Genomic DNA, 12,560 nt, shown 5'->3' with positions numbered 1-12,560 from the left:
ACCACTAAGCTAAATCAAAGCCTATTGTTTACCTCTTTATACTAAGATGTTTGACGGTAGGCTTTTTTGTTTTTCGCAACGTATAAAACTTAAGATGATGAGCTGAGGTAAGTTGTTTATAAATTCGTTTATAAAATGAGATATGTGGCTGTATCGTTACAATTACTTACTATACTCAGGGTTATGCCGTGTTATGGTGCCACACATCATTTTTATAAATAAGTCGTAGTGGTTACAAGGAGTTGACTATGAATGTGAACTATACAGTGAGTCCGGTTCGTAAAGCCGTTTTAGTGCTATTGGCACCGTTCATTTATACATCTAGTGTATTGGCGACGGAAAACACGGCTGAGATCAATCCTGATATTGGTGTCACTCCTTATATTGTGAATGGTAGTAACGCTTCAGTAACGGAATTCCCTTCAATGGCTAGCTTGTTCATCGATCGAATAGATTATGATGGCGTGTATTCGACGGGCCCATACTGCGGAGCGACAATTTTAGATCCAACGCATATTTTAACGGCTGCACACTGTATTTATGGAGATGAAAACGCTCAGCTATTTACTGTCGTAGTCCCTCAACTACAAGACACTTCTCAATTCCCAAAAGGAAGCATTGAAAAAATCCGAGTCTCAGAGGTGTTCTATCCTAGCGATTATTCTAATAGCTTGAATGTTTTGTTACGTAATGACGTAGCCATTTTAAAACTTGAAAGTGCACTCAATGTCGATTCAATTAATGATATTGTTAAACGACCAATTTCTGAGGGCTATCGTAGTTCTTTAGAGACGTTTACTGCTGTGGGTCACGGTGATACACGTTCTGGTTTTGACGGTACTACCTTGCTACAAAAATCCGATCTTAATTATGTAGATAACGCGACTTGTGCAACGGCCGATTTTATTGATGATGCAGCTTTAACTAACAAACAGATCTGCTTTAACGGCAACTACAGCTCATCTACCGGACTATTCAATGGTACGTGCCAAGGTGATTCAGGTGGTCCAGTGTACTGGAGAGATGGTGTTGACTATAGGCAGGTTGGAATCACTAGCTTCGGTCCAGGCACATGTGGTGGCACCTCCACCATAACTTCTGTGTTCACAGAAATCTATGACTATAGAAATTGGATTGACAGTGTTATTGCTGGTACTGAAACCGCTAAGTTTGTTTCTACTGATGCTAAGCGAACAGCTTATGTGAATGCACGTACATCGACTGGCTCTGGTAGCAGTGGTGGTAGTGTTTCATTTGGTTTGCTAGGCATGCTGATGTTGTTCGCGGGTCTTAGAAAAGCCGTGTTACGTTAGAACTTCAATGTTTTGAACAAGTCGACGCTGTATCTAACGATAGCGTCGACTTTTTTATGTCTGCAGGTTTAGCTGTTTAGTCATTTACCCGCTTAGTTGCTTAGTTAGTCAGTTCTACAAACGTTTTTCGGCTGTACCTTTCTAGAATCTCATCCATCTCTTTTATTGCATCATTGATGCTTTTGATACCAGCTTGCGCGACATCTTTTTCATTTTGGTTCAACGCAGAAAAAGCCTGTCTTAATTCCTTATCTTCCAACATGTTCCCGTGCAACAACACTTCTTTGTAAGTGAGTAGCCTATGCTGTACCGCGATAATTTGATTGCGGGTATTTTCTGATTCTAATGCGTGCTTGATGCAAGGAAATGCCAATGTATAGCGATTCGCAATTTCCAATTTGACGCCTTCATTATTCGCAATTTGCAATTTTTCTTATTTCCCAACACTTGAATATTCAAGTTTACTAGCCAGTACGCTCACGACCGATCTAAGTGTCAAAGTTTATGAAACGTAACGTTTTTTAATAATCGAATAATATGCCTTTAATGGCGTATGTAAACCGTTGCGAGTCAATATGGTCTGCTTCTTGCTGAAATTAGGTCATAACTGTCTATTGAGGATAAGCTTATGTCACAAGAACCCATAATCATGGCGCTGATTGATCGCAGGAAGCTCGCCAATTTGTCCCAGGAAAAATTAGCCTCAAGTGCGGGAATGAGCTTAAAAACCTACCAACGAATCGAGCGTGGTGAAGCTGATATCAAAATGTCTCAGTATCGTTCGCTCACTAGGACGTTGAAAGTTACCGATTTGGATGTAGTACTGGATGTTGTTGGCGCATCACAAGCGACAGCGAAAGATGTAGCGGCGGTCAGTCGTTTACTGACCAGCGAAGAGCGCATGTTGTTAATCAAGCTGATTTTGTCGGTCAAAAAACAGCAGTAGAGTTTTGTTCCATTAGGTTATTTTGGAATACCTAGCTTGCGCATGCCTAGCGTTCGAACTAATAGGCTTCGAATCAATACTTCGAACAAATGCCCTGCGAATAAATAGCGTTGGGTATCGTTTTTGTTCAAGCAAATAGAGTTAGAACGGCTGTTTGATGGGTGACGTGTTCACTGATGAAATCAAAAATTATTCTACTCTTCCACGCAGTTGCTTGGTGGAGCTTCTTTGTTTCTTTCCTTCTAAACGTCTTTTCTGAGAGCCACGCGTCGGTTTAGTTGCTCGTCTTACTTTTTGAACTTTTGTTGCTTCCAAGATCAGTTCTTTCAAACGCACCAAAGCATCGTCTCGGTTTTGTTCTTGAGTTCTATACTGCTGCGCTTTAATGATAATTACGCCATCTTTCGTGATGCGGCTATCTTTGTGCGCTAACAGTCTTTCTTTATAGAAATCAGGTAGTGTGGAGTGATTAATATCAAAACGTAAGTGTATCGCGCTCGATACTTTATTGACGTTTTGACCGCCAGCTCCTTGTGCTCTGATCGCAGTTAACTGGATTTCCCAGTCTTGAATTGAAACAGAGTTAGATATTTGTAACATAAACATCCATTTTGAACGGTAATATGGGGCCATGATACTGAATATTGGTTATGGTATCAGTAACTTTCTCAAACAGTGGTAGTAGTGATGAAAATAGATTTAACGGCATATGATGGATTAATCTTTGATATGGATGGTACGTTGATCGATACGATGCCAGCACATGTAAAGGCGTGGCAGCAAACGGCTGAAGAATTCGGTTTTCATTTTGAAGCGTCTTGGCTGCATAGCTTAGGTGGCATGCCGAGTTATAAGATCGCCAGTGAAGTGAACAGTAAGTACGGTTTATCGCTCGACCCACAAGCGGTTTCTACGTTTAAGATGGCGTCGTTTGCGGCTATTGAAGATAAAGGGGACATTATCCCTTGTACTCATTCTCTGTTGTTAGAGCATTTAGGCAGCAAAAAGATTGCGGTTGGAACGGGCAGCCAACGTAAAAGTGCCGAACAGTTGTTGGACAAAACAGATATCTTGAGCAAGCTCGATATCCTAGTGACAGCAACAGATGTTAAGAATCACAAACCCAATCCAGATACCTTCTTAGATGCGTGTTTTGGTATGGGATTACAGCCAAAGCAGTGTGTTGTGTTTGAAGATACGAACTTAGGTAAACAAGCCGCTCATGCTGCGAAGATGGATTGCATTCTGGTGGTAGAAGGGAACAAGTTAGAGTTTTACCCGGCCCCAAGTTGATCGAGAGCCTAACAAGAGTGCTTGTACTATCTTTTGTTAGGCTATTTCACTCATTTCTTTGTCTAGGAATAAGCATACATTGTTTCTACCTGCTGCTTTAGCTTCGTATAACGCTAAATCAGCGCACTTGTAGTTCAGTGCTGGATCATTGGTGATGTTAGTAATGCCGCCACTCACAGTGACTACGTTATCGAGTTCAAGGCTGACTGCAATTCTCAGCCTGTTGAGAACGTATTCAGCTCCTTCCGTTGTGGTGTGAGGAAGAATAACACCAAACTCTTCGCCACCAATGCGAGCAACAAAATCTGTTTCACGGCATTCACGCTGAAGTACTTGAGCGACTGTTTGAATGACTCGATCACCGTAGTCGTGCCCAAATCTGTCGTTAATGCGTTTGAAGTAGTCAATATCCAAGATAGCTAAGCAAGATTGCTCGCGAGTAGGGTAACGATTAACACGAGAACATTCGTCGCGAAGTTCAAGGTCAAATTTTCTTCGATTCCAGCAACCGGCTAATGCGTCCTTTTCACTTAGATTTCTGAGCTTTTTCTCGAGTTCTTTGTGCTTACTAATATCGACAAAAGAAGCGACGTAAAACTGAATCACATCTTTCGAATCTTTGATGGTTTGGATTCGTAGTATTTCGGTAATCAATGAACCGTCTTTGCGACGATTTATCACTTCTCCCTCCCACATGCCTTTCTTCTGGATTACGCTCCACATCTTGATGTAGAACTCCTGATTATAGCGCCCAGAGGCAAACATCGATGGTTGGCGACCTTTTACTTCTTCCAGTTCGTAGCCACTGACTCGAGTAAATTCTTGGTTAACTTTAATGATTCGGTTATTTCTGTCGGTAATGACCAGTGCAGACATACCGTTCATTGCTGCTTTGGCCAGTTGGCTATCGATGCTGTTCTTTTTATGGTTACTGTTCCACAAAACAAAACCAGCAGAGATCATAGAAATTAGGAAAGATAAGGTGATGACCTGCACGAATATAGCTTGTTTTTCTTGTAGGTACTGGCTGCTGAACCGTTGGTTTTCAACATGAAGAACCAAATAAATTGGTCCTTCAAATTGCTTTATTTTAGGGCTGATATCTGAGTGGAAATACCAGTTTTTACCATCAAAGTAGCTAGAAGAGGTATTTTCTTGAATGGCTTTCCAAAGTTCAGGGTAAAGCTTCGCGTAGGTTTTATCTGAACGAGATTCAATAAGATGCCCAAACGATTCTTCGATATCCGGGCCCATGATGACATGTCCGGTCCTGTTAAGAATAACAGGGACGGCGGATGACGTACCGATTTGATAAAGAAGGCGGTCGTAGACCTCGAGCATATTCAGGTTAGCGATAAAGTAACCAATAATACGATCTTCTGATGCGACTGGTGTCATTATCCTTAGGGCTGGCATCAAAGGATGGACAACCTCACCATTTTCAATCTCTAAATCGATACCGTTGGAGCTTACGTCTCCAATCTTCAGTCGGTGGAGATCTTTAAAGTAGCTACGAGCTGATTTGTTCTGCAGTTTATTCTCAGGAACTATTGTCGCTTTATTGTTGTTGTAATTGATACGGTAAACCTCGTTACCTTCTAGGTCGAGGTAGCGAAGTTGAGAATAGTATTGTTGTCCGCGAGCTAACATCACCCACAAATCTTGCAGAGCTTGTTTATGAACAATTGATGGTTCTTCAATTGCGCGAAGCAACGTTTGAGAGTCTGCGATGGAAGGAACAGAATTAGATATTTGCTCAACAATAACGGCCAGTTCGTGGAAGCTGTATTCAATTTGGTTTTGACTTGATTGCTTAATATTTAGCGTGTGCTGAGCGTCTATCCGATCAAATTCAGAGTTAATATAGAGGGCAGGGACTAGTCCTAGGGCAAAAATGGTACATAGAAATTGGCTGACTAGTTTTTTTATACTCGTATTCATCACTGTCCTCAAAGAATCAGCGCAATACTATATATTTTATGGGGTTTTTAATGTGATCTTGACCCAGAACTTAAAACAAGCTTTGCATATAATTATGGTTTTAGTGCAACTTTTTGCAATTAAGCTTGATTGTTGAGCAATCACTTCGTTAAAAAATGATTGCTCAATATAGAACGCCGATCTGAAACTTGAGCCCAATTAATCGCGATTAATTGCCGTTTATCTAGCTATGAGCAGCTAGCTTAGGCCGATAATATTTCCATTACTATCAATATCTAATGACATGAAAGCCGGTTTGTCAGGTAAGCCTGGCATGGTCATTACGTTGCCGCACAAAGCGTAGATGAAGCCGGCACCAGCACACAGTTTCAACTCTCTAACGGGTACGTCAAACTGAGTGGGTGCACCCTTTATTTGAGCTTCTGTTGAAATCGATAATGGCGTTTTTGCCAAACAAACCGATAGATCGCCATAGCCGTGTTGGTTGAACTCAGTTAGTTGTTTTCTTGCCAGTGGTGATAGCGAAATACTTGCTGCGCCGTATCCGACTTCAGCGACTGCCATCAGTTTCTCTTCTAAGCTTTGCTTAGAGTAGTACAAAGGCTTAAATTTACTCTCTGTTTGGCATGCTTTTACCACGGCGTGAGCCAACTGAACTGCACCTTCACCACCCTGACCAAAGGCTTCACTTACTTCAACGCTGACACTTGGGTCAAAGTCGGTGATCATTTGTTTCAAAGTATCGAGCTCTTGAGCTGAATCTTGTGGGAATCGATTGATCGCAACGACAGTAGGCACTTGATATTGTTTAACGTTGTTGATGTGCCATTTAAGGTTCTCAAAGCCTGCAGTGAGCGCGTCTTGATCGTCATTAAAGATTGAATCAGGCAATGGAGTACCCGGTCTCAAATCGTATAAACCAGAGTTGGCTTTTAATCCGCGTAATGTTGCGACAACTACGGCGCAATCGGGCTTCTTGTTCGACGCTTTAACCTTGATGTTACACGCCTTCTCAAACCCCATGTCAGAGCCGAAGCCGCCTTCAGTCACAACAAAATCACTGAGTTTTAGAGCAATCTTATCGGCAATAATTGAAGAGTTACCATGTGCAATGTTTGCGAAAGGTCCTGCGTGAATCAACGTTGGCACACCTTCAAGGGTTTGCATCAATGTTGGTTCAATAGAGTCCTTCATCGTTACTGTCATAGCGCCCGCGACGTTAAAGTCTTCTGCGGTTAATGGCGAACCTTGATTGTTATATGCGAGTACGACATGGCCGATCCGCTTGCGTAGGTCTTGTAGATCATCGGCCAGCGCGAGAATAGCCATCAGCTCTGAAGCGGCTGAGATATCAAAACCATCTTCGCGTTCAAGGCCATTAATTGTTTTGTCTGCTTCGTTTTTGCCTACTGTGATCATGCGCAATGCACGGTCATTATGGTCGAGTACACGGCGCCACACGATTCTGCTTGGGTCGATGTCTAATGATTTTAAGCCAGAGCGTGTTTCAAAGGCTTCTAATCCTTCACGCTGCTCATGATACAAGCGTGCATCAATGGCTGCAGAGGCGAGGTTATGAGCGGCTGTCACAGCATGAATATCACCGGTGAGGTGCAAGTTTAATTGTTCCATAGGGGCGACTTGAGAGTAACCACCACCGGCTGCGCCACCTTTAACACCAAAAACTGGGCCCATTGAAGGCTGGCGAATGCAGGCCATCGCAGATTGGTTAATCTTTGCGAGGCCTTGTGCTAATCCAATAGTAGTGACGGTTTTGCCTTCGCCAAGAGGCGTTGGTGTGATAGCGGTCACCACGACCAATTTACCATCTTGTTGGTTGGCGAGGCGTTCAAGTGATGTCAGAGACACTTTAGATTTGTATTGCCCTAATGGCTGATGTTCGTTGTGTTGCAGGCCAGCTTGTTTGGCAACTTCACTGATGTTTTTAAGGGGAGTAGAGCGACAAATATTAATATCAGACAGCATATTTGATCCTTATATCAGAACCGAAAGGTTGTACGTAAACGTTTGCGTGGCGATAGTACTGTATAAATTTGCCAAGTAAAGGCAAACCACACGAATTATGTGCTGGAAGATAACAGATCTAAAGAGTCATTGCGCGAGATCAAATGTTAAACGAGCAAAATATTCGATGTGACTACCTTCAGCTGCAGTTATATTGGTGCTGAATACAAAAAGGGCTGCATATAGCAGCCCTTCAGGAATGGAAAATCTAGCTGGTCATCAACTTTGATGAGTTAACAACCTGGCATGGTTGATTATCGATCCCAGTATGTTTCTTCTAAGCTATCTTCGCGTTCTGGTAGTGCACGAGAAAGGCGAGGAGAGTGCTGAGTCAATACTTCGTAGCTTACGCGGTTTGCGTACTTACAAATTTGAGACAGTGACGAGTAAGTTAAGCACGCGTGCTCGTGTTTCTCTGAATTCGGTACGTTCACGTGATGGTAACTGTTCGCTGCCATGTCATGTAGAAGTGCCGAAAGCGCGCCATCACCAGCACCGTTTGTGTTTTTAATCTCAAGTGGGCCACCTAAGTAAGGGCCGATGTGAGAGTACACTTTTACTGGGTCTTTACAGTCTTGCTTACGCATCGCACGGCTGAATTCGTATTTGTTAAATTCAGGAATATTACCCGGTAACAACGGTAGTGTGGTTTCGCGTTTCGCTGGCTCGTCAGTGTAGCCTGCCATGTATAAGCCGACAGGGCCTGCAGTGCAGAGAACTAGGTCAACCCACTCAAGCGCTTTGTTCGCCGCTAGCAAAGGATCTTTTTCACCGGTTAAGGCTTCACCTTCATCTTCGTTCATTGCGACGATGGTTACGTTCTCTTTCAGGTATTCTTGCCACCATTCAGCGTTACCTTCGATCACGTACTTCGTACCAAGCGTCAGTACAACTGGCACATTGTGCGCTTTCGCGTATTCAATCGCTTTTTGTACCGCTTTTGGCATCGGATCTTCAGGCTTACCGCGCATTAAGTATGAAGACACAACCAATGCAGACGCTTTTTCAAAAATCTGTTCAGGAATACTTTCAGGGAGTAGTTGGTTCATGTGTCCTTCGTTGATCGCAAACGTACGTTCGCCATCTTCGGTAATGAGCGTGTAACAACGACCAATTGGACCATCAACGGTTTGTAGGTGGTTTAAGTTCATACGAGAAGAAGTGCGGCAAAGGTAGCGGTAACCAAATGAGCCAACTTCAATCTTCTTAGACATTACGCCAAGCAGGACAGATTTACTGTCTGCAAGTACGGAATAGTTGTGCAATGTATTGCCGATAGTATCGCCAGGGTATTGATGCGTGATCAAACCGCGTTGAACTAATTCTTCATACAGCGCATCTGCTTTACTTTCTTCCAATACTAGTGAGTGACCTTTACTCAGCTCGTATTTTTCTAGGAACGCGTTGTCAACACGGGCCTCGATATCAACAATAGTTTGACCCACACCGACAATTGTTGCGCGGTGAAGCTTAGGTGTTTGTTGAATTTGGTTGACCAACGGATCACGGGCGTGAGTTGGAAAGTAGTGCTTAGATTTACGCTGTCCAGGAAATTTCATATGACAAATACAGTGAAAAAATTTTGCCGCATGATATCACATTTTGTTTCTGTTTCTTTCATTTTTATTACATTTTGAATCACCTGCGCAATGTCTGTACAGGTGATTCAGCTTACTCTTGCTTCAGACCATTCGTGTGAGACTATTCGACTGGAACGAGTGTTGCCGGATCTACGTAAGCCTTTGTACCCCATAGCGGAACGGTTGAAAGGCTATGTTTGAAACTGCCTTCTGTTTCTTTGGTTGTGTAAGACAAGTAAAGCAGCGATTGATTCTCAGCATCGTAGATACGACGAACCTTCATCGTTTTAAAAAAGATACTTTTCGACTGCTTGAATACCACTTCACCTGATTTACTTTTGTCTATTTTAGCAATCATTTCTGGAGTGATTTCGCCCGTTTGACGACAAGAGATAGAGCTATCGCTTGGATCAGAAAGGCTAAGATTTGCTTCGATTGATGCAATGTGACAAGTCACACCTTCGATCTTATCATCATCTAAAGATGACATTTTGATATCCTTCATTGTGAAGAATCCCAAAGAGACGTCGCCAACCTCGTTGTCCGAACAGCCTGCCAACATTGTGATGATACCTGCTGCTATTAAGGCTTTTTTCATAAGAAGTCCTTTTTATTTATATAGTTCTGTTTACTATAAGGATATTGAAAGCTTGAATACGAGTGTAGAGCTTTTCACCGAGTTCTTAAAGGATGTTATGAGAGAATGAAAAATATGAAGCATTTAAAGTACTTGTTGGCGTTAGTCATGCTCTGTATCCTTTCTGCATGTAGCTCGGCTCCTACGCCGACCATATGTCTCCCAAATAACTGCGATATTTGGGGTTACTAATCTTAGGTACTAAAAGAATGAATAACGAAATACCTGAAAGCGCACATAAGAAAAACCAATGGCTGTTTAGCCAACTCGACATTGCTTATCCCGCAAAGGAGAGCTTGCTAGGTCGAGAACTTTATAAAAGCAGACTCCCATCCAAGAATTACCAACTCCTCGCTCAAGATCAAATTCCTTCCCAAATTGATGAACTGCATAAAGTCGATTTCCATAAACTGACGGTACTTTTTTCACTTAACCAAGCCAGTGTTTATCACGATGAAACCGAAAGGGCACATATGCTTGAGTTCTTGAGTCAGATTATGTTATCTAATGAGCATGTTTTATACATTGGAACTCAAAATGGTGATGTTGTGGCGAGTGCTATTGTCACAGAAGTGGAAGACTCTCTGTTGATCTCCGACGTGATTATTGAAAACGGTCAAGATATCAACGGCTTTGCCAAGCAGTTACATGATTTTTGGGCACAAGATCATGCTTCTCACGATAAAGTGTGGGTCGAGAACTAAAGATTCTTTGAGAAAGCGTTAATCTAAGTACAATACCCCATCTTTTATAAAGGGTTTTGTATGTACAAGCTATTGATATCAATCGCTGTATTGTGTGTTAGCGCTTTTTCTACAGTCAGTTTTGCTACCGACTGGGATATCAAACGCATCCTAGTTTTACACTCATACGAACCTTCTTACCAATGGACTGCTGACTTTCAGAAAGGGATAGACAGTGCGTTCAGCCAATCTCAAACCGAAGTTAAACTCTCAATCGAGTATTTGGATACAAAGCGCGTCCATAGCTCTGAGTACTACCACTCTCTCACCGATTACTTACAAGCCAAATACGCAGGTTATAAATTTGATGGTGTTATTGCGACTGACGATAACGCGGCTAATTTCCTTGAATCACTGAGTGCGTTGATTGACCGTGCGACACCTATTGTTGCGGCGGGTATCAATGACATAAGCACCGATATGTATGCGGTGTCTGATAGAGCGACTGTGCTTTATGAAAACGATCAGATAGACGTTAATATTAAGCTGATCTCTAAACTAAGACCTAATCTAAAGAACCTCTATTTCATCAATGATTACAGTGTCACTTCTGAGCTAATCCGTAAAGATATAAGCCATATTATGGCAGACTTTCCATCGATTAATTTGGTAGAAATACGCGATTTGTCGCTCAAGCAAACAAGTGAGTTCTTGAAAGGGGTCTCTGTTGACGATGCGGTCTTACTGAGCCACTACAATACTGAGTTAGATCAAGGTGTATATCATACCTATCAAGAGGTCGCGGAAACCTTATCTGCATCGAGCGCCGCACCAGTGTTTGCGTTATGGCAGTTTAATATAGTCGGTGATGTACTCGGAGGTTATGTAAACCACTCGCGAAGTATGGGCGAAGAGGCCGTTAGTGCATTGGATAAGTATGTGCCTCTTAATTTTTCTACACCTTTAGTTCCCGGTGACAACAAGCGTTTTGTTTTCAATTATCCGGCGCTTAAAAAGTTTGGTATTGGTGATAACGTACTGCCGACAGGATCTGTGATTGTTAACGAGCCTTCCTCCTTTTTACAAAAGAACTTTCAATTGTTGTTGGGCTTAATCATGGTCATTACAGGGCTGAGCGTGATTATCGTGATGCAATTTATTACCCTGCGCCAAAAGAAAGAGTTGGCAAAAAAGAACAAGCGAATCCTTGCTCTACAGAAACAAACTTTGAATGTTCAAAAGGACATGATTCATGTGTTGGGTGAAGCCATTGAAACTCGCTCTGGCGAGACGGGTAATCACGTTAAGCGTGTAGCCAAGTTATCCGCATTGCTTGCCAAGTATCGTGGCTTGAGCCATCGCGAGGTCGAGATGATTGAGATCATAAGCCCGATGCATGATGTAGGTAAGATTTCGGTTCCGGAATCTATCTTGGATAAACCAGGTAAATTGACAGACCAAGAGTGGGATGTAATGAAACTTCACACCACTGCGGGCTACAATTTACTGAAGAGCGGAGCGGGTGATATTACCAACCTCGCAGCAATCATTGCTAACGAACATCATGAGCGTTGGGATGGCACTGGATACCCTAATGGTAAGGTAGGTGAACAAATTCATTTGTTTGCTCGCATTACTGCGGTAGCCGATGTATTTGACGCATTGCTTAGTGCCCGCTGCTACAAAGAGCCATGGCCATTAGAGATGGTCGTCGATTTGTTCGATAGAGAGTGTGGCTATCAATTTGACCCTAAACTAACCAAACTGCTACTGAAACACTTGCCCGAGTTTGTCGCCATCCGAGATTCGTATCCCGATACTGGAACTGTAGAATATGCGTCTGTACCTTCGATTGAAGTTAAGGTATTAGAAGAGTCGGTTGTTAGCTAACTCTCGCTCTATCTGAATAGTCTATAAGTCTTGGTTTCTTTATCAATTCGCCATAATCCGACTAGGACGTGGCAATTTATATTTTCCACTGAAATTAAGTCGTTTATGTAAACCTTGCAGTATTTGGTTTGGCAGATTCTGGGTTAATTTGATGAAAGCTGTTGCTTATGTCGAGCCATAAGGTGATCAAGCCCATATTTCGCGAAGAGAAATAAGCCTGCGTCCGTAAACTGTTATCTTAATCATCCCACG

11 protein-coding genes are annotated in these 12,560 nt (G+C 42.5%); 5 read left to right on the top strand and 6 right to left on the bottom strand.

The features are described from left to right. The first annotated feature begins 248 nt into the window (after nucleotides 1–248). Nucleotides 249–1,313: a trypsin-like serine protease gene (locus tag L3V33_RS02730; protein ID WP_171328530.1), complete on the top strand. Its 1,065-nt coding sequence runs from the start codon at nucleotides 249–251 to the stop codon at nucleotides 1,311–1,313. Nucleotides 1,314–1,413: 100 nt separating this feature from the next. Here L3V33_RS02730 and L3V33_RS02725 read toward each other — a convergent pair whose 3' ends face one another. Beyond that, a complete protein-coding gene (locus tag L3V33_RS02725) occupies nucleotides 1,414–1,740 on the bottom strand; it encodes a hypothetical protein (protein ID WP_054546918.1) in 327 nt (108 codons plus the stop codon). A gap of 201 nt (nucleotides 1,741–1,941) precedes the next feature. Here L3V33_RS02725 and L3V33_RS02720 point away from each other — a divergent pair, with 201 nt between their 5' ends. Further along, nucleotides 1,942–2,259 carry a helix-turn-helix transcriptional regulator gene (locus tag L3V33_RS02720; protein ID WP_171328533.1) on the top strand — a complete coding sequence of 106 codons (318 nt, stop codon included), beginning with the start codon at nucleotides 1,942–1,944 and terminating at the stop codon, nucleotides 2,257–2,259. Between the two features lie 189 nt (nucleotides 2,260–2,448). Here the strand turns inward: L3V33_RS02720 and arfB are convergent, their stop codons facing one another. Further along, nucleotides 2,449–2,859: an alternative ribosome rescue aminoacyl-tRNA hydrolase ArfB gene (arfB, locus tag L3V33_RS02715; protein WP_171328535.1), complete on the bottom strand. Its 411-nt coding sequence runs from the start codon at nucleotides 2,857–2,859 to the stop codon at nucleotides 2,449–2,451. 87 nt (nucleotides 2,860–2,946) lie between these two features. On the opposite strand from arfB, the gene L3V33_RS02710 reads away from it, so the two are divergent. Beyond that, complete coding sequence (locus L3V33_RS02710; protein ID WP_065206072.1) at nucleotides 2,947–3,552, top strand: beta-phosphoglucomutase family hydrolase; 606 nt, start codon at nucleotides 2,947–2,949, stop codon at nucleotides 3,550–3,552. A gap of 36 nt (nucleotides 3,553–3,588) precedes the next feature. On the opposite strand, the gene L3V33_RS02705 is transcribed toward L3V33_RS02710, so the two are convergent. From L3V33_RS02705 to L3V33_RS02690, 4 genes are all read right to left on the bottom strand, one after another. Then, nucleotides 3,589–5,493, bottom strand: coding sequence for a diguanylate cyclase (locus tag L3V33_RS02705; RefSeq protein ID WP_237288912.1), 1,905 nt, complete (start codon nucleotides 5,491–5,493; stop codon nucleotides 3,589–3,591). 237 nt (nucleotides 5,494–5,730) lie between these two features. Further along, a complete protein-coding gene (locus L3V33_RS02700; RefSeq protein ID WP_237288911.1) occupies nucleotides 5,731–7,479 on the bottom strand; it encodes a formate--tetrahydrofolate ligase in 1,749 nt (582 codons plus the stop codon). Between the two features lie 293 nt (nucleotides 7,480–7,772). Beyond that, nucleotides 7,773–9,077: an inosine/guanosine kinase gene (locus L3V33_RS02695; protein ID WP_054546914.1), complete on the bottom strand. Its 1,305-nt coding sequence runs from the start codon at nucleotides 9,075–9,077 to the stop codon at nucleotides 7,773–7,775. Nucleotides 9,078–9,219: 142 nt separating this feature from the next. Beyond that, nucleotides 9,220–9,696 carry a CreA family protein gene (locus L3V33_RS02690; protein ID WP_017088239.1) on the bottom strand — a complete coding sequence of 159 codons (477 nt, stop codon included), beginning with the start codon at nucleotides 9,694–9,696 and terminating at the stop codon, nucleotides 9,220–9,222. A 248-nt stretch (nucleotides 9,697–9,944) separates the two neighbouring features. Here L3V33_RS02690 and L3V33_RS02685 point away from each other — a divergent pair, with 248 nt between their 5' ends. After that, nucleotides 9,945–10,439 carry a hypothetical protein gene (locus L3V33_RS02685; protein ID WP_171308677.1) on the top strand — a complete coding sequence of 165 codons (495 nt, stop codon included), beginning with the start codon at nucleotides 9,945–9,947 and terminating at the stop codon, nucleotides 10,437–10,439. 60 nt (nucleotides 10,440–10,499) lie between these two features. Further along, nucleotides 10,500–12,308: an HD domain-containing phosphohydrolase gene (locus L3V33_RS02680; RefSeq protein WP_114635382.1), complete on the top strand. Its 1,809-nt coding sequence runs from the start codon at nucleotides 10,500–10,502 to the stop codon at nucleotides 12,306–12,308. The last annotated feature ends 252 nt before the right edge of the window (nucleotides 12,309–12,560 follow it).

The sequence above is a fragment of the Vibrio sp. A2-1 genome (assembly GCF_021728355.1).
Lineage (GTDB): Bacteria > Pseudomonadota > Gammaproteobacteria > Enterobacterales > Vibrionaceae > Vibrio > Vibrio splendidus_K.
Note: the sequence above shows the minus strand (reverse complement) of the source record. Positions and strands in the feature narration are given on the sequence as shown.

Bases quoted from the DNA above. Each gene is read 5' to 3' on its own strand.
- L3V33_RS02710 (WP_065206072.1), top strand. From the start codon at position 2,947: ATGAAAATAGATTTAACGGCATATGATGGATTAATCTTTGATATGGAT.
- L3V33_RS02690 (WP_017088239.1), bottom strand. From the start codon at position 9,696: ATGAAAAAAGCCTTAATAGCAGCAGGTATCATCACAATGTTGGCAGGC.
- arfB (WP_171328535.1), bottom strand. From the start codon at position 2,859: ATGTTACAAATATCTAACTCTGTTTCAATTCAAGACTGGGAAATCCAG.
- L3V33_RS02685 (WP_171308677.1), top strand. From the start codon at position 9,945: ATGAATAACGAAATACCTGAAAGCGCACATAAGAAAAACCAATGGCTG.
- L3V33_RS02705 (WP_237288912.1), bottom strand. From the start codon at position 5,493: ATGAATACGAGTATAAAAAAACTAGTCAGCCAATTTCTATGTACCATT.
- L3V33_RS02720 (WP_171328533.1), top strand. From the start codon at position 1,942: ATGTCACAAGAACCCATAATCATGGCGCTGATTGATCGCAGGAAGCTC.
- L3V33_RS02695 (WP_054546914.1), bottom strand. From the start codon at position 9,077: ATGAAATTTCCTGGACAGCGTAAATCTAAGCACTACTTTCCAACTCAC.
- L3V33_RS02680 (WP_114635382.1), top strand. From the start codon at position 10,500: ATGTACAAGCTATTGATATCAATCGCTGTATTGTGTGTTAGCGCTTTT.
- L3V33_RS02700 (WP_237288911.1), bottom strand. From the start codon at position 7,479: ATGCTGTCTGATATTAATATTTGTCGCTCTACTCCCCTTAAAAACATC.
- L3V33_RS02730 (WP_171328530.1), top strand. From the start codon at position 249: ATGAATGTGAACTATACAGTGAGTCCGGTTCGTAAAGCCGTTTTAGTG.